We start from the raw sequence: 15,984 nt of genomic DNA, 5'->3' as shown, positions 1-15,984 counted from the left end.
CTTCGCTTTCAGGCGCGATCGGAGCGACAGGCTTAACGACAGCCTTGGAGATAGTCGCCTTTGCCGGCCTTGCGCAAGTGCACAAAAGGAAAAGGCAGGGCCCTGGGAAAGCCCTGCCTGTCCGTGTCGGTCTTCCGGTACCCAGAGGAATAAGGAGTATCCCCACCCCTCCCCGCGGCCCGCGACCAAACTGTTTGACGCCCGTGTACAGGCCCCGCCGAGAACCTGGATGAAAGCGGCGAGGCTTGCGACCGCGATCACCATAGCAGCGGCGCGCCGGACGGAAAGCGGATAGTTAATTTAACGTTAACGACGCAAAGACCGCCTCCGGGGGCCCGAAAACGCCTCCACGGCATGGACGCTGCAAATCCCCTCCTGCACAACAACAGAAGGGATCGCGGGTGCACTGAAGCGGGACAGGTTTGTCCCGCGAGCTAGCGCCCCGGGGTAAGCGTTCAGTCATGAAACATCCGTCGAGCCGCGCGTTCTTCGCGTATTGGGACAAGAAGCGCGGCACTGCGCGGGCCCCTGATCGGGCCGATATCGATCCAGCCGCTGTCCGCGGCCTGCTCGGCGATATCTTCGTGCTGTCCTGCGAACAAAACCTCGGCTTCCCGTTCCGCGTCGCTGGCACGCGCGTCTGCGCGCTCGCGGGGCTCGACCTCAAGGACCAGAGCTTTGCGGCGCTGTTCACCGAGGCCAGCCGCAGCGAGATCGAGGAGATCACCACGATCGTCGCCGACGAGACGTTAGGTGCGATCGCCGGCGTCACCGCCGCGCGCGAGGATGGCAGCAAGGCGCATCTCGAGCTGCTGCTGCTGCCCTTCAACGCCCGCCCGCATACGCCGGTGAGTGTCACCGGCGTGCTCGCACCGTTCAACGACGAATGCGGCGCGTTGTCCGCATTCGCCCTCACCTCCTGGCGCTATCTGCATCAGCCGGAGAAGCTGCTGCCGCGCGCAATCCGCAAATTGCAGATCGCACGCGGGCTGATGGTGTATGAGGGGCTGAGGTAGCTTTCGTTTCGACGAGGGCGAACGCCGCGACCTCGATGCAGCCTCTCACCGGAATGACACAGCCATGTCCGACATCATCAGTTTCGGTACGCTTCAGCTCCGCTTCCTGCACAGCAAGGACGACACCGGCGGCAGCGTCGACATCTTCGAAATGACGCTCCAGCCGAATGCGCGGATGCCGATCCCGCATTATCACGACCGCTGGGACGAAACCATCTACGGGCTGTCCGGCGTATCGACCTGGACGATCGACGGCAAGCAGAACGATCTCGGCCCCGGAGAATCGGTCTTCATCAAGCGCGGCATCGTGCACGGCTTCACCAACCGTTCGACGGGACCGGCAACATGCCTGTGCATCCTGAGCCCCGGGGTGCTGGGCCCGCAATATTTCACGGAGATGGCCGCACTCCTGTCGGCCGGCGCGCCACCCGATCCCGCAAAGATGAAAGAGACGATGCTGCGCTACGGACTGGTGCCCGCGCCGGCAGCGTGAGCCAGGCTCGCGATCCATCATTGGAACCTTACCTGCTGCAGGACGTTTAGCTGTTTGCCGGGCATATGCCTGCACGGCAACGCGGCTCGGCCGGAGACGATGCGTTTGCTCGCCGCCGGGCCTCCGTCGAGGGACGATTCCCCGTGATGGAGCACGCGACCAGAGTTGGTAATCGCCTGTTAGCTGCATTACCGCCGGCCGACTTCGCTTTGCTTGCACCGTATCTCCGGAAAGTACCGCTCCAGCACGATGCAGTCCTGGTTCGATCGGGGGACCGGGTCGAGCACCTTTGCTTCCCGTGCAGCGGCGCGATCGCCCTCATCATGGAGTTGCCGAACGGACAAACGGCCGCAACCGCCGTGATCGGCAACGACGGCGTCGTCGGCCTCATGACGGCGCTCGGCCCCGTCCGATCCCCCCTGACGGCGGTTGTCCGCGTGGCCGGGACCGCACTGCAGATCTCGCCCGCGCGATTTCAAGCGACGCTCGAACGCAGTCCCGCCCTCGCAAGCGCGGTTCAGATTGTGACCAGGGCGATGATGACGCAATTCCTGCACGTCGCGGCCTGCAATGCCCTGCACTCCGTCGAGGCCCGCCTCGCCCGCTGGCTGCTTCACATTCACGATCGGACGGAGGGCAGTGGTGACGTCCTGCACCTGACGCAAGAGACGTTGTCGGAATTGCTCGGCGTCCGGCGGACCACCGTCACGCACGTCGTGAGCGCACTTCGAACCTCAAGGGCCCTGAAATCCAGTCGGCGCGGCCAACTCGAGATCGATCGGCCCCGGCTCGAGGTCGTCGCCTGCGAGTGCTACAAGGTGATGAGCCGCAGGATCGATCGGATCGTTTCGCAGGATGCCGTCAGGCGGCTTCACACCGCGCCCGCGCGGAATGGCTGCCCGCCCCCGGACTTCCCGTTCGCCAAGACCGATTCATAGACCCAGGCCTCTCTGGCGAACCACTCATGCGTCGCCGCGCACATCCCGCAATATGTGCGCGAGAAGAACACCGTACTGCACCGAAATCTTTCGCGATCCATCTCGATGCCCGTCGGAATGGCGTGGCCCGTTTCCGGGCATTTGATCATCACCATACCCATCCTGACTTCCTCCAGCTTGGCATCACCTCACGGCAAGGCTTCTCACGGCAAGGCTTCACCGCCTCGGCTGGACCGCGCCCCTTCTGGCGAAGACGCTCGTCCAGCCGATCCACGCGGCCAGTAGCCTCGATTCAAGCAGCCCTATGCAGAACCAGGTTGAAACTCTTCTTGATCGGCTCGGCCGTCTCGGTTGCGACCTTCTGGGCGAGGTCCCAAAGCTCCCGGTTTTGGCGAGAAGCCGCTTCAAAGGTCTTGCGGCTGTGGCTGGTGGAGAGGTTCACGACATCCGCAAACGACCTCACATCCGCAAGCTGGGACATGAACTCCAGCGCCGAGCTGGTATTGATGTTTGATATTTCGATGACCTTGGTGCCGTAATCGGCGGCACGCGTGGCATTGGTCGAACAGGCTTCGCGGAGCGCTTCGGTGATCTCCTCGGAAGCCGCCCTCATCCGCTCTAAATTTGCCTTGGCCCGGGCGGCGCCCTGCTCGGCGAGATCGCCGAAGATCGCCTGGAAGTTGAAAAATGGCATGTCGAACCTGGGCATTGCACCGCCATTCGCCGTCCCATTCAGTGCAGTGGCGTTCGTCTCGGCTTTCAGATTGGCATCATTCATGGTCATTCATCCCCTCACGCGAAACCAGATAATGGATTGAAGACTCCCAGAAGCTCCCAGGTGCGGACCGCACCGGGAAACCAGTGCCCCTACTCTCAAATGGAGGGATGCTGCTGCCGATATGCCGCTCGCGCCCCCTGCCGGAACCAACTATGACCAACCAAAATCGGGCCTTCGGTTCGCTTTCGGACTCTCGACTTGAATAAATTCGATTCAAGCGACGGCGCGCCACGGGCGGCATTCTCTCTTCTTCGAAGTTGTCGCGATTACTCCCGCCAACTTGAGATCAGTCCGGCGAGCGGTTCGGAGGCGCCGGCGCCGGTGGCCTTCCGCTGGGGCGCGGCGAGGATTCGGCCGTTTCCAGATGGCGCCCTGTCATTGATTGATTGCGAGTTGATGGAGCCGCACCGCAGCGCACCGCATTGAACGATACGTCGCATCGCCAATGCGGCGTTGCGCTGCGTCCGAGGCACGAGACCGGTGGCATCCCGTCAATGTCAGACACCACCTCGCATTGCCGCGGCGGATTGTCCGCTCACGGCATCGCCAGATGCCAGGCGCCGTTCAGAAAGCCGTCGCCGGTGATGTCGCCGGGCTTCTGGTCCTTGGCGAAGGTGTAGAGCGGCTTGCCCTTGTAAGCCCACTGCCTGGATCCGTCGTCGCGCGCAATGACGGTGTAGCCGTCGGCCGCGGCATCGCTCGCCTCGGCCTTCAGCACCGGCCAGTTTGTCGCACACGGTCCGTTGCAGGCAGACTTGCCGTCCGCATCCTTGTCGAAGGTGTAGAGCGTCATGCCCTTGGCGTCGGTGAGCACGTTGCCCTTGTCGGTCTTGCCGGTCTTGGTCGGCGGCGCGGCGAAGGCGGCGGGGATGATGGCGAGCGATACGGCGAGCGTGAGCGCGAGGCGGATCGAGGACGTCATGGGTTCTCCTGTCATGCAATTGGCTTGCATGGGGTAGGACGCCGCGCAACGCTTCGTATTCCTGGGACGCCGGCAAAGATATTTTCGCTGCGCGCATCGTCGCGACGGAATAAACTGAATGGGTGAGACCGACCAACGGACCGACATGAGCAAGCCGCATTGGCGTCCCGCGCGCGCCTCCGACCTGGTCGCGATCAGCGCGATCGCAGCGCGGATCCATCCCGATCTCCCTGAGAGTCCCGACGTGTTCGCGGAGAAGATGCGGCTCTATCCCGATGGCTGCCGACTGCTCATCGCCGACGAAGAGATCGCCGGCTACGGGCTCGCGCATCCGTGGAAGCAGCACCGCATTCCGCCGCTCAACGGCTTCCTTCAACAACTGCCAGATGATGCGGATTGTCTCTACGTGCACGACGTCGCCGTGCTGCCCGATTTCCGCGGTGGCGTCGCGCGCGATTATATTGCCGCTATCGAGAAGCTCGCGCGCGCATCACACATCACAACGCTCGCGCTGGTCTCGGTCTACGCCACGCGGCCGTTGTGGGAGCATCTCGGCTTTCGGCCCGTCGCGGCGGATGCGGAAGCGCGTGCAAAGCTCGCCTCCTATGGCGAAGGCGCGACCTACATGCTTCGCGACCTCGCTGCGACATAACGTCCCCGCCCGGCTCACGCGGGCGTGAAGCCGTCCCTCGAACCGCCTTCGATCACCCCCCGTCGAAGGTGTGCGCGGGCCGTTCTGGTCTCGCCTAACCGAGACTGGAGAATTTCCATGAAACTCACATTGTCGAAAGTTGCTTTGATTGCATTCGCTGCGGCGGCCGCGTTCAGCGCGACCAGTGCCAACGCGGCGCAGGTCCGGACCTACGGCTGCGATTCCGCCTTCTTCGAGGGCTGCGGTATCCTAGTCGAGACGCCGACCCCGGGTGGCAGAAGCCGCGTCAACCTCACTCACGACACCTCGCCCATCTACATGAAGCAGACCGACCCCCGCTACAGCTCGTCGATGCGTGATGCCGGCGGTGGCGGCGGCGGAGGTGGTGGCGGCGGCGGCGGCGGTGGCCGCTGAGTTCGCAGCTGACTTTTCAGATGATGTCGCCGGCGCAATCCGGCGGCATCATTGCTGTCTGCACAATCAGGCGCAGTTCAGCCCCGATGCTTTTTCTTCGCCTTCTTTTTTCCAGGCGCGCCCTTCAACGGCCACGGCGTGACCGCCGGCTCGGCATGGCCAGGCTTGTTCTTGTGCTTCTTTTTCTTTCCGAACGAAGGAGCATCGTCGAATTTCGGCCTGCGCTCGCCGTGAGCCTTGTCGCGGGGCTTGAACCCAGCTGCATCGCGCGGGCGATCGTCGCGACGTTCACGATGATCGCTGTCGCCGCTCTCGCGCCGGGGCGGCTTTGACCGCTCCTCCGAAGGCGCCTGCCGCTGCGGCGCATCGGTCATCGGCTCGAGGCGGATATTGTCTTCCTTGTCCGGACGCTTGATCTTGGCAGCGAAGGATTCCGCGACCCGCTCGGAAATTTCGAACTCGGTCGTCGTGTCCATGATCTTGATGGCGCCGATGTCGCCCTTGTCGATGCCGCCGCGGCGGCAGATCATCGGCAAGAGCCAGCGTGCTTCCGCATTCTTTCTTCGTCCGATGTTGGCCCGGAACCAGACGCTGCCGTCTGCCATGCCGTGTTTCGCCGACGATTTTCCTGATTTGGGTCGGGCTCTTTCGGGGCGATCATCGCCGCGCAAAGTACGGGCATCGTCGCGCGGTGCGCGGACATTGTCGCGCCCGCGATCGTCGCGCGGCCGGCCGGCCCGCTCGCCGGGATCGATGATGTCTTCGGGCGACGGCAGCCGTGCGCGATAGAGCCGCGCGAGTGCGGCTGCGATATCCTCGGCCGACCGCTCGGCCAGTAGCGCCTGCGCCAGCACCAGATCGTCCGCGGTCGTCTCCTCGGTGAACAACACGTCCTTCATGCGGTCGTGATCGAGCTTGCGGATTTCCTCAGCTTGAGGCGCCGTTCCCCAGACCGCGTCGATCCCCGAGACATTCAGCAGCATTTCCGCACGTCGCCGCCGTACAGGCGGCACCAGCAGGATGCTCGTCCCCTTGCGGCCCGCCCGCCCGGTGCGGCCGGAGCGATGCTGCATCACCTCGGCGTCGTTGGGCAGATCGGCATGGATGACGAGATCGAGGCTCGGCAGGTCGATGCCGCGGGCGGCGACGTCGGTCGCCACACAGACGCGAGCGCGTCCGTCCCGGAGCGACTGCAGCGCCGTGGTCCGCTCGTTCTGCGTCAATTCGCCTGACAGCGCGACCACGGAGAAGCCGCGCTCCAGCAGCGCCGCCTGCAAATGCCTGACGTGATCGCGCGTGCTGCAAAACACCAGCGCGCTCGGGGCCTCGAAGAAGCGCAGCACGTTGACGACGGCATGTTCGACATCACCGGGGGCGACCCGGATGGCACGGTACTCGATGTCGGCGTGACCGCCTTCATCGCCGGCGACCTCGATCCGAAACGCCTGCTGCTGATATTGCTTGGCCAGCGCCACGATACCGCGCGGAAACGTCGCCGAGAACAGCAACGTGCGGCGTGTCTCCGGCGTGGTCTTGAGGATGAATTCCATGTCCTCGCGAAAGCCGAGATTGAGCATCTCGTCGGCCTCATCGAGGACGACCACTTTCAATTCCGTGATGTCGAGACGGCCGCGACGCAAATGGTCGCACAACCGGCCGGGCGTGCCGACGACGATGTGAGCGCCCGCCGCAAGCTCGCGCTGCTCGCGCCGCGGATCCATGCCGCCGACGCAGGAGACGACCCGCCCGCCGGCATGCCCATACAGCCATGCCAGTTCGCGCTGAACCTGCAAGGCGAGCTCGCGGGTCGGCGCCACGATCAGGGCGAGCGGCGCACCCGCCTGCTCGAACCGCTCGGCATCGCCAAACAGATCCTTGGCCATGGCGAGGCCATACGCGAGGGTCTTGCCGGAGCCGGTCTGGGCCGAAACCAGGAGGTCGCGGTCGGCGGCTTCGTCCGCGAGCACGGCGAGCTGGACGGGGGTGGGTGAATCATAGTTCCGCTCGGCCAAAGCGTGGGCGAGCGGCGGGGTCAGGGCCGGAAAAGACACGGGATGGAGAACCTTGGTTAATGTCAGGCGCGGAACGGTGAACCGGCGGACCTGAGTTGCGTGCGCGGCAAACGGCCCGGCCGCACGCTGGATGTGATCAGGGCGCTCTTTACGCCAAGTGCTCTTGAATCACCATGCCTATGATGCATGGCTTGACGGAAAGAACCGCGCCTGAAGGTTGCAGCGGACGTTCGCGGCCACCTCCGTTAACCTGAAGCCAACCGGCTTAGAGGGGGACGACCACGTGACGCCTTCCGCCAAACGCGCCTGCGGCGATTGCACGCTTTGCTGCAAGGTCATGGCCATCGAGGCGCTGGCCAAACCGGCTGGAAGCTGGTGCCGGCACTGCAAACCCGGCCAGGGCTGCGCGATCTATGCCGAACGCCCGGCCATCATGGGCCAGCGCATGATCCTCATCACGCCGGACCGCGAGTTCGATCTCGGTATCGTCGGGCCGGACGAGCGGATCGTGCGGGAGCTGGAGGGGACCAAGGTCGTCGGCGCGACGGTGGTGAAGGAACATCAGATCAGCCATGGCTGGTTGGTGAACGTCCCATCAGCCGATGCTAGATAGGTCCGGTGACCTGGCAGAGTTAAGTTCAGGCAAAGCAGCACGGGGAGCATGACGATGCGATTGGCAGTCATTTCCGATATCCACGGCAATCTCGCTGCGTTGGAAGCGGTGCTGGCCGACATCAAGGCGCGCGGCGTCGATCGTACGGTCAACCTCGGCGATTGCGTCACCAGCCCGCTGTGGCCAAAGGAAACTTTCGAGGCTCTCCAGTCGCTGTCGTTGCCGACGGTGCGCGGAAATCATGATCGCTGGATTGAGGAGTTTCCAGACGACAAGCTCTCGCCGGCAGGTCTGTTTGCGCGTAGCGCATTGACCGCGGAGCAGCGCCGCGCACTTCACAGCCTGCCCTCCCAAATACGGCTGGACGACGGGATCCTGGCCTGCCACGGCACACCCGACGACGATACGACGTGCCTGCTCGAAGAAGCGCTCGAGGACGGCCGCTTCGTGCCGGCGCGTCGCAACGTGCTGACCGCGCGCCTTTCGAGCGCGCCAATGGCGCGTGTCGTGCTGTGTGGTCACAGCCACCGCCAAGCGGCTGTTCAGGGCCCGGGCGACCGCCTGGTCCTCAATCCCGGCAGCGTTGGTTGCCCGGTGTTCGCGGACATTCCTTTTGCCGCAAACCTGGAGCATCGCTCGCCTCACGCCCGCTACGCGATCCTCACGAAACGAACAAGAGGCTGGCAAGTCGAACTGCTGGCCCTGGAATACGACTGGGAAGCCGCGTCCGCGCAGGCGCTCGCCAACGGCCGCCCGGAATGGGCGGAGGCCATGTTATCAGGACATGTCAAATAGCTGGCCTTGCCACGTCGGTCATTCGATCTCAAATCGTACCTCACGAGAGAGCAACGGGGTGAAACATGGGCGACAAGATATCGCTTGCCGACAAACTCGCGACCTTTGGGGATTTCTGGTCGCCGCGCACGGTCACGACCTTCAACGATTGCGACGTGATGGTGGTGAAGGTGAAGGGCGAGTTCACCTGGCACAAGCACGATGACACCGACGATTTCTTTCTCGTCCTGAAAGGCAGTCTGGACATCGAATTGCGGGATCGCACGGTGACGCTCGGCCCGGGCGAACTCTATGTCGTGCGCAAAGGGGTCGAGCATCGCCCGGTGGCACGCGAGGAGGTTCACCTCCTGCTCATCGAGCCCACCGGCACCCCGAACACGGGCGACAAGGCCACCGCCGCAGCACGCAAGCTCGCATAGAGGACAACGCGCTTGGCGCGCGTCTAATCCCTGGAGGTCGCCAGCTTGCTGAAGCGGCCGACCAGCCTCGCCTTTACCCGTGCAACTGTGTCCCTCGCCGCGCGGCTCAGGGCGCGGATGGCGCGCCAGGCGTCGGTTGCCTGCAGCCACGCCTTCACCTCAGAGAACTTGCCGTACGCCCAGGCGAACGCCGGAATCCGCATCAGCTTGTCGCGCGTGAGATGGAACAGGCGCTCGACCAGCACGAGCTTGAGCAGTTCGCCGATGATGAAAGTCACGGCGGCGCTCACGACCTGACCCGTTGCAGCGAGGTAGGCCGCCACGGGCTTGATCGGCTCCAGAATGATCACGGGCACGGAAAACAGGGCGAGCGAGGGATAAGGGGACAGCGACCTGATCCAGGTGCGCAACCACTTGAATTCGAAATGCCGCCCAATCCAGCGCGCCATTGGCCGCGCGACGGCCATGAAGACGGCATCCACCAGGAAGTAGATGGCCGCCAGGATGTAAGTAACGGGTTTCAGGATTCGCTTCACGATACCTCTCCCGTGAAGTGAAAGTCGGAACCTGGGCCTAAGTTTCACCTTAACATGGATAGATCGGGGATTCCCGATGGAACTTTTTGGGCGCCTCAGATCTCGGCATAGACCTCCAGCAAATTGCCGTCGGGATCGCGAAAAAACAGCGTCCGGTGTCCGAACGACTGGTTCGTCGGCGGTGACAGCAGCGCCACGCCCTGCCGCACCAGTTCATCGGCACATTGATCGACCTCGGTCGCGGACACCTTGAAGGCCAGCTGCAGCGAGGCGCTGCCTGCCGGTGTCGGCGCGTCGGCCGCGGTCCGGCTCGGTCTCGCCAGCGCCAGCGTATTGCCGCCGAGGCCGTACTCGATCCAGTTCGGCGAGAGCTCGCGCAGCAGCGGAAAGGCGAGAACGTCCTCGTAGAACCGGCGCATCGCCGCCATGTCGCGCACGAAGATGACGGTGTAGTCGATCGCGCCAATGGCGCTGAAGGGGGAGCGGGTGTGCGGGTTAGGTTCGTCTGTCATTGTAGCCCTCATTCCAAACTTAGGCTCGTAGCCCGCATGGAGCGGAATGCGGGACCGGCGGCCCCGGATTGCGCTGCGCTCCATCCGGGCTACAAGGTTCAAGAATTATCGCAACAAACCGCCGCTATAGCGCAGCTCGTACAGCGGTGCGCCATCATGCCGCGAGATCGTCTCGACGCCGTGGAAGCGATCGAGCGCCCTTTCGACCTCGTTGCGGTAAGTCATGCCTGCCTGCTCGAACAGGCGCGGTCCCCGATAAGGCTCCTCGACGCTTACGCCCAACAGCGCCCGGCGCAGGAATTTGTAGATCTCGAGCAGCGTGGACCGATCCGTGATGTCCGCGCGGGCGCCGCCGCTGTAGCTCATCGACCAGATGACACGGTCATCCCGTGACACGGTCTCTTGGCCAACGAAAAACCCCATCCCGAAATAGATATCGCGATAGGCAAAAGGTGGCGCGCGATGCTCGAGCTGCTTGGAGCCGGCGAGCAGCGGCGCGGCCACGGTCGCGTCGTCGTCCAGCCCCGCATAGGTGCGCCGCTTGGCTTCGACCAGGAACGCAGCGAGATCGGGTGGAATGGACGGCATTGTCTAGTCCACCAATTCCGGCCACGGCACGATGGTCGATTTCACCGTCTTCATCGCCATCGCATCCCTCACTGCCTGCGCGACGCCCACTTCCGTGAACGGATAGATCGTCTGCATCTTCAGCCAGGGATATTTGTCACGCGTGCGGTAGAGCATGTCGACGCCGAGCGGGAGATCATTACCGGTAAAGCCCCAGGATCCCAGCACGTTGAGGTCCTTGGTGCAGATGCGGTGCCAGGAGGTCTCGATCGAGCCGGCATCGGTGAACTGACCCATCTCGACATAGGTGCCGCCGTCGCGGAGCATCTCGATGCCTTCGGGGCCGGCGGTCGGATGTCCCGAGCAATCCATCACGAGATCGGCGCCGAAGTGGCCTATGATCTCGCGCACACGGGCGATGCGCTCCTGCGGCGATTTGATCTCCTCGATGTTCACCGTCGCCTCCGCGCCGAACTCGCGCGCGAGCTTGAGCCGCGGCTCTTCCGGCGCGCCGACGCAGATCACACGCCCTGCCCCCATCTCCTTGGCGGCCGCGACCGCGAGAATGCCGATCGGACCCGAGCCCTGGATCACCACCGTGTCGCCCCAGGAAAAACCACCGGCGCGACTGGCGCGGTTGAAGGCGCGGATGCAGGACGTTAGCGGCTCCGAGAGCGCGCCCAGCCGCAGCGACATGTCGTCGGGCAGCTTGTAGATCTTGGTGCCCGGCAGCATCTCGAGATCGACATAGACATATTCGGCCCAGCCGCCCCACATATGCGGCGCCTTGTCGAAGCCGAGATAGCGGCCGTAATAGACCGGCGTCAGGCACTTGTTGGCGGTCTGCGGATAATGGATGCAGTAATAGCAATGGCCGCAGGGCATCAGCGGCGGGATCATCACTTTCGAGCCGACCGTCAGCGGCTTGCTCATGAAGTCCTCGGTGAATTCGTCGCCGCATTCGACGATGATTCCGCCGAGCTCGTGGCCGAGCGTGAACGGCCAGGGCAGCGGCTTCGGCCAATGCCCTTTGAGAATGTGCAGATCGGTGCCGCAGACGCCGCAGGCGCCGACCTTGATCAGCGCAGCCTTTTTGCCGACCTTCGGCCATGGCACGGTCTTGATGACGGGCTCCGAGCCCGGTCCTGCGTGAGTGCAGACGCGGATCTGGTCCATGGGTGTTTCCTCGCTGCCCGTCTGTTATGATTGATGGTGCGGGCGTGAGGCAAAGCGTATGTGAGATGCGCGGTCGTGCCAAGCGTGTGTCTCGTAGCCCGCATGGAGCAGCGCGAAATGCGGGACCGGCGGCCCGGATTACGCTTCGCTCCATCCGGGCTACAAGGACAACGTCGATGCTACGTGACTATCAGCCAACGGATGCGGAAGCGATCGTGCGCGTCGCTCTCGCGGCATTCGCGGAGTTCGAGCAGCACTATTCCGACTGGCCGTTGTTTACGACCCATGTCGCGAAGATGCCGGAGCTTGCCAAAACCGGCGAGATCATCATCGCCGAGGATGGCGGCCAGATCGTCGGCGCCGTCGCCTATATCGGACCGCAAGCCCCGAAGCCGGCCTTCTTCGATCCGGCGTGGCCGGTCATCCGCATGCTGGTGGTCGATCCGGCCGCGCGCAGCAAGGGCATCGGCCGGCAATTGACCGAGGAATGCCTGCGCCGCGCCGAACGCGACCAGTCTCCGGCCATTGCCCTGCATACGACGCCGATTATGACGGTCGCGCTGCCGATGTATCTGCGGATGGGGTTTACCAGGGTTCGCGAGGCGCCGGATATTTTGGGCGTGCCGTATGCGGTTTACGTCAAGGCGCTGGGGTAGGATGGCGTCGGCGTTGATTCTTTGACAGTCGTTGCGAATGACAAACTGGACGAGCCGAACCTGCGCGGCAAATGGCATCGACATCCATTATTTACGGACCGGGGACGACAAGCCTGCGCTGATTGCACTGCATGGTCTGACCGGAAGCGGCGCCTGCTGGACACCGTTGGCGCGCGCTCTCGAGGACGGCTACGACGTCATCATGCCCTCTGCGAGAGGACATGGCGCGTCGAGCGCACCGTCCGGCGGGTATCGGTACTGCGATCTCGCAGCCGACGTCATCGGCCTCATTGACGCGCTCGGGCTGACTGCCCCGATCCTGCTCGGCCATTCCATGGGCGGCATGACCGCCGCCGTGGTTGCGAGCGAGATGGGTACGGCCATTCGCAGCGTTATCCTCGCCGATCCGACTTTCTTGGCACCGGAGCGCCAGCGCGAGGTTTACCGGAGCGACGTCGCCGAGCAGCATCGCCGGCTTCTCGCTCGGGACAAGGATGAGGTACTGGCCGAGGCCCGGCGGCGGCATCCGCACCGCTCATCCGAGCTGCTTGACCTGATCGTTGATGCGCGGCTGCGGACCGAGATCAGCGCCTTCGAGGTTCTCACGCCGCCGAACCCGGATTATCGCGAGCTTGTCAAAGCCATTGCCGTCCCGAGCCTGCTTGTCATCGGAGACAATGGCGTTGTCTCCGTCGAAACGGCGCGGGAGCTGCAGGGGCTCAATCAACACCTCAGCCATGAGGTGATCGCGAATGCGGGCCATGGGTTGCCATATGACAAGCCGGATGAGTTTGCTGCGGTGGTCAGGTCGTTTCTGGCGACGGAGATCGCGTGACTCGCCGCTTCGTAGCCCGCATGGAGCTCTGCGGAATGCGGGGCCGGCGGTCCCGGATTGCGGGCCACGGACACACACCCAAGTGTCTTGAGCGGCCGGCGGCGAACGTGTATGGCCCCAAGGGTCTCACCCTGGTGATCGCTTGAACCCCCTTCCCCAAAATCCTGTTGTCGCGTCCGGATCGTTCGCGGCGATGAAGTCGGTGCCGTACCGGCTCCAGTTCATCGCCTACGTGCTGGCGATGATGGCGGACAACATCGAGCATGTGATCAGCTATTGGGTGGTGTTCCAAAAATTCCATTCGCCGACGCTGGGGGGCTTTGCCGTGCTGTCGCACTGGCTGCCGTTCCTGCTGTTCTCGGTCGCGGTCGGCGGGCTCGCCGACCGGTTCGATCCGCGGCGCATCATCCAATGCGGCATGCTGCTGTTCATCGTGGCCTCGGCCGGATGGGGCTTCTTCTTCATCACCGATACGATCCAGATGTGGCACGCGATGCTGCTGCTGGTGATCCATGGCTGCGCCGGCGTGCTGTGGCAGACGCCGAACCAGCTTCTGCTCTACGACCTCGTCGGTCCCGCGGATCTTCCGAGCGCGGTGCGCCTGAATGCGATGGCGCGCTATCTCGGCATCCTGGTCGGCCCCGCCGTCGGCGGCGCCATCATGCTCACGCTGGGCACCTCGCACGGCATCATCTTCAACACGCTGTTCTACCTGCCGATGCTGCTCTGGCTGTTCTGGGCGCCGGTACGCGACAAGAGTGTCGCGGTGCGGCGCTTTGCGGTGCGCGGCCTTGCCGATATCGTGCTGACGATGCGTGCCATCGGCACGCAGCCGGTGCTGACCGCAATGACGTGGCTCGCCGGCCTCACCTCCTTCATGATCGGCAACGCCTATCACGCCCAGATGCCGGGCTTTGCCGGCGATCTCGGCCACGGCGATCCCGGCGTCTCCTACAGCGTGCTGCTCGCGGCCGACGCAGCAGGTGCACTGCTTGCGGGCATCGCGCTGGAATCCTGGGGACGGTTGAAGGGCACGCCGCGCACCGCGATCACGCTCGCCATGCTGTGGAGCGTGGCGCTGCTCGGCTTCGCCGCGGTGCGGATCTATCCGGTCGCGATCGTGCTGCTGTTCTTTGCGGGCTTCTTCGAGCTGTCGTTCAACACCATGGCGCAGGCGCTGGTGCAGTTGAACGCGCCGCACGATATCCGCGGCCGCGTCGTCGGCCTCTACAACATGGCCGGGCTCGGGATGCGGGCCTTCAGCGGCATCACCGTCGGCCTGTTCGGCGCGGCGATCGGCATTCACTGGTCTCTCGGGCTCTCGGCCGCGGTGCTGCTGGCGCTGCTGTGTCTTCTCTATGGGCGCGCGACGAGGAAGACGGCCGGTTGACTATCGTCCCTCCCCACCGCACCCTCGAGATGGGCCTGAGGAGATGAGGCGTTGCGCAATCGCTGGGGCATTCTTGCGATCCTGTTCGTCGTGCGCCTCACCATCGCGTTCCAGTTCCAGAGCGTGGCCGCTGTCGCGCCGTTGCTGCAACAGACCTTTGGCGTCGGGCTCGCCGATATCGGCATCCTGATCGGACTCTATTTCACCCCCGGCATCGTGCTGGCGCTGCCGGGCGGCGCGATCGGCCGGACTCTTGGCGACAAGCCGACGACGATCGCAGCGCTGCTGCTGATGACCGCGGGCAGCCTCGTCATGGCCACCACCGACATCTGGGGCTGGCAGATGGCAGGCCGGCTCGTCTCCGGCGCCGGCGGCGTGCTGTTGACGGTGCAGCTCACCAAGATGGGCACCGACTGGTTCGCCGGGAAGGAGATCGCGACCGCGATGGCGATCTTCGTCAACTCCTGGCCGGCCGGCGTCGCGATCTCGCTGCTGGTGCTGCCGGCGATCGGCACGGCCTATGGCGCAAGCGCGGTGTTCCTGACGGCGGGCGCACTCACGGCCATCGGTATCGTGCTGATCACGCTCTATCAGTCGCCGCCGGGAGCCACAGTCAGCGCGGCCGGCCCAGGCCGGCTCGATCCCCTCGCACTGCTGGCGGTGATCGTCGCGGGCCTGATCTGGGGACTTTTTAATGTCGGCTTCGCCATGATCTTCTCGTTCGGCCCCTCCCTGCTCGCCGAGCGCGGCTGGAGCATTGCGGCGGCAGGCTCCGCGATCAGCCTCGTGATGTGGCTGTCGGTGATCTCGGTGCCGGCAGGCGGCTACCTCGCCGACCGCTTCAAGCGTCCGCTCACGCTCGCGACCGCAGCCAGCCTCATCGTGGCCGGGCTGCTGGCCTGGTTGCCGCGATCGGATGCAGTGATCACGGTCCTCGTCCTGATCGGCCTGATCGGCGGCCATCCGGCCGGCCCGATCATGAGCCTGGCCGCCCGCGTGCTCGCGCCGGAAACAAGGGCGATCGGCATGGGCGTGTTCTACACTCTCTTCTATGCCGCGATGATGCTGGGGCCGGCGGTGGCCGGCCGGCTGGCCAAATCGGCCGGGACGGCCGCGGTGGCGCTCGACCTCGGCGCGCTGACGGTGCTGGCCTGCCCGCCGTTGATGTGGCTTTTCGAGCGCATTGTGTCTGTCCGTAATCGACGCGCCCAATCCTAACGCGGCGTTAACCCTGTGCACCTTAGGGTCGTCCCGGACTCC

At 64.3% G+C, this 15,984-nt stretch carries 19 protein-coding genes; 12 read left to right on the top strand and 7 right to left on the bottom strand.

Annotated elements, in window-relative coordinates:
• The first annotated feature begins 461 nt into the window (after positions 1–461).
• The 3 genes from AB7G19_RS16700 to AB7G19_RS16690 all read left to right on the top strand — a co-directional run bounded on the left by AB7G19_RS16700 (position 462) and on the right by AB7G19_RS16690 (position 2,447).
• A complete protein-coding gene (locus AB7G19_RS16700; RefSeq protein ID WP_041958462.1) occupies positions 462–1,016 on the top strand; it encodes a PAS domain-containing protein in 555 nt (184 codons plus the stop codon).
• Positions 1,017–1,080: 64 nt separating this feature from the next.
• The gene (locus AB7G19_RS16695) at positions 1,081–1,509 is read left to right on the top strand and encodes a cupin domain-containing protein (RefSeq protein ID WP_028150261.1); all 429 of its coding nucleotides are present in this window, start codon (positions 1,081–1,083) and stop codon (positions 1,507–1,509) included.
• A gap of 143 nt (positions 1,510–1,652) precedes the next feature.
• On the top strand, positions 1,653–2,447 hold the full coding sequence (locus AB7G19_RS16690; RefSeq protein ID WP_283016914.1) for a Crp/Fnr family transcriptional regulator: 795 nt from the start codon (positions 1,653–1,655) through the stop codon (positions 2,445–2,447).
• Positions 2,448–2,739: 292 nt separating this feature from the next.
• On the opposite strand, the gene AB7G19_RS16685 is transcribed toward AB7G19_RS16690, so the two are convergent.
• A complete protein-coding gene (locus AB7G19_RS16685; RefSeq protein ID WP_224517346.1) occupies positions 2,740–3,231 on the bottom strand; it encodes a phasin in 492 nt (163 codons plus the stop codon).
• A 529-nt stretch (positions 3,232–3,760) separates the two neighbouring features.
• Complete coding sequence (locus AB7G19_RS16680; RefSeq protein WP_166342408.1) at positions 3,761–4,147, bottom strand: COG4315 family predicted lipoprotein; 387 nt, start codon at positions 4,145–4,147, stop codon at positions 3,761–3,763.
• Between the two features lie 145 nt (positions 4,148–4,292).
• Here AB7G19_RS16680 and AB7G19_RS16675 point away from each other — a divergent pair, with 145 nt between their 5' ends.
• Positions 4,293–4,799, top strand: a complete 507-nt coding sequence (locus AB7G19_RS16675; RefSeq protein ID WP_283018892.1) for a GNAT family N-acetyltransferase — start codon at positions 4,293–4,295, stop codon at positions 4,797–4,799.
• Between the two features lie 117 nt (positions 4,800–4,916).
• Complete coding sequence (locus tag AB7G19_RS16670; protein WP_135216652.1) at positions 4,917–5,213, top strand: hypothetical protein; 297 nt, start codon at positions 4,917–4,919, stop codon at positions 5,211–5,213.
• A gap of 77 nt (positions 5,214–5,290) precedes the next feature.
• Here the strand turns inward: AB7G19_RS16670 and AB7G19_RS16665 are convergent, their stop codons facing one another.
• Positions 5,291–7,264, bottom strand: coding sequence for a DEAD/DEAH box helicase (locus AB7G19_RS16665; RefSeq protein ID WP_354096239.1), 1,974 nt, complete (start codon positions 7,262–7,264; stop codon positions 5,291–5,293).
• Between the two features lie 244 nt (positions 7,265–7,508).
• On the opposite strand from AB7G19_RS16665, the gene AB7G19_RS16660 reads away from it, so the two are divergent.
• The 3 genes from AB7G19_RS16660 (at position 7,509) to AB7G19_RS16650 (ending at position 9,052) form a co-directional block, all read left to right on the top strand.
• The gene (locus AB7G19_RS16660; protein WP_354096238.1) at positions 7,509–7,838 is read left to right on the top strand and encodes a hypothetical protein; all 330 of its coding nucleotides are present in this window, start codon (positions 7,509–7,511) and stop codon (positions 7,836–7,838) included.
• 54 nt (positions 7,839–7,892) lie between these two features.
• On the top strand, positions 7,893–8,633 hold the full coding sequence (locus AB7G19_RS16655; protein WP_354125865.1) for a metallophosphoesterase family protein: 741 nt from the start codon (positions 7,893–7,895) through the stop codon (positions 8,631–8,633).
• A 65-nt stretch (positions 8,634–8,698) separates the two neighbouring features.
• Positions 8,699–9,052 (top strand): cupin domain-containing protein, encoded by a 354-nt coding sequence (locus AB7G19_RS16650; RefSeq protein WP_166342411.1) that lies wholly within the window; start codon positions 8,699–8,701, stop codon positions 9,050–9,052.
• Between the two features lie 23 nt (positions 9,053–9,075).
• Here AB7G19_RS16650 and AB7G19_RS16645 read toward each other — a convergent pair whose 3' ends face one another.
• From AB7G19_RS16645 to AB7G19_RS16630, 4 genes are all read right to left on the bottom strand, one after another.
• Positions 9,076–9,588 (bottom strand): hypothetical protein, encoded by a 513-nt coding sequence (locus AB7G19_RS16645; RefSeq protein WP_063982492.1) that lies wholly within the window; start codon positions 9,586–9,588, stop codon positions 9,076–9,078.
• 95 nt (positions 9,589–9,683) lie between these two features.
• A complete protein-coding gene (locus tag AB7G19_RS16640; protein WP_166342412.1) occupies positions 9,684–10,100 on the bottom strand; it encodes a VOC family protein in 417 nt (138 codons plus the stop codon).
• A 105-nt stretch (positions 10,101–10,205) separates the two neighbouring features.
• Positions 10,206–10,688: a DUF5680 domain-containing protein gene (locus tag AB7G19_RS16635; protein ID WP_166342413.1), complete on the bottom strand. Its 483-nt coding sequence runs from the start codon at positions 10,686–10,688 to the stop codon at positions 10,206–10,208.
• Positions 10,689–10,691: 3 nt separating this feature from the next.
• Positions 10,692–11,843: a zinc-binding dehydrogenase gene (locus AB7G19_RS16630; RefSeq protein WP_166342414.1), complete on the bottom strand. Its 1,152-nt coding sequence runs from the start codon at positions 11,841–11,843 to the stop codon at positions 10,692–10,694.
• Positions 11,844–12,019: 176 nt separating this feature from the next.
• Here AB7G19_RS16630 and AB7G19_RS16625 point away from each other — a divergent pair, with 176 nt between their 5' ends.
• From AB7G19_RS16625 to AB7G19_RS16610, 4 genes are all read left to right on the top strand, one after another.
• Positions 12,020–12,499: a GNAT family N-acetyltransferase gene (locus AB7G19_RS16625; RefSeq protein ID WP_166342415.1), complete on the top strand. Its 480-nt coding sequence runs from the start codon at positions 12,020–12,022 to the stop codon at positions 12,497–12,499.
• A 37-nt stretch (positions 12,500–12,536) separates the two neighbouring features.
• Positions 12,537–13,334 carry an alpha/beta fold hydrolase gene (locus tag AB7G19_RS16620; protein ID WP_354097534.1) on the top strand — a complete coding sequence of 266 codons (798 nt, stop codon included), beginning with the start codon at positions 12,537–12,539 and terminating at the stop codon, positions 13,332–13,334.
• Between the two features lie 142 nt (positions 13,335–13,476).
• Entirely contained in the window at positions 13,477–14,724 is a 1,248-nt protein-coding gene (locus AB7G19_RS16615) for an MFS transporter (protein WP_354097533.1), read from the top strand.
• A 51-nt stretch (positions 14,725–14,775) separates the two neighbouring features.
• Positions 14,776–15,942 (top strand): MFS transporter, encoded by a 1,167-nt coding sequence (locus AB7G19_RS16610; RefSeq protein WP_166342418.1) that lies wholly within the window; start codon positions 14,776–14,778, stop codon positions 15,940–15,942.
• Positions 15,943–15,984 lie beyond the last annotated feature (42 nt).

The sequence above is a fragment of the Bradyrhizobium sp. 215_C5_N1_1 genome (genome assembly GCF_052075935.1).
Taxonomy (GTDB): Bacteria; Pseudomonadota; Alphaproteobacteria; order Rhizobiales; family Xanthobacteraceae; genus Bradyrhizobium; species Bradyrhizobium barranii.
The sequence above is the reverse complement of the archived record's forward strand: the minus strand, read 5'-3'. Positions and strand labels throughout refer to the sequence as shown.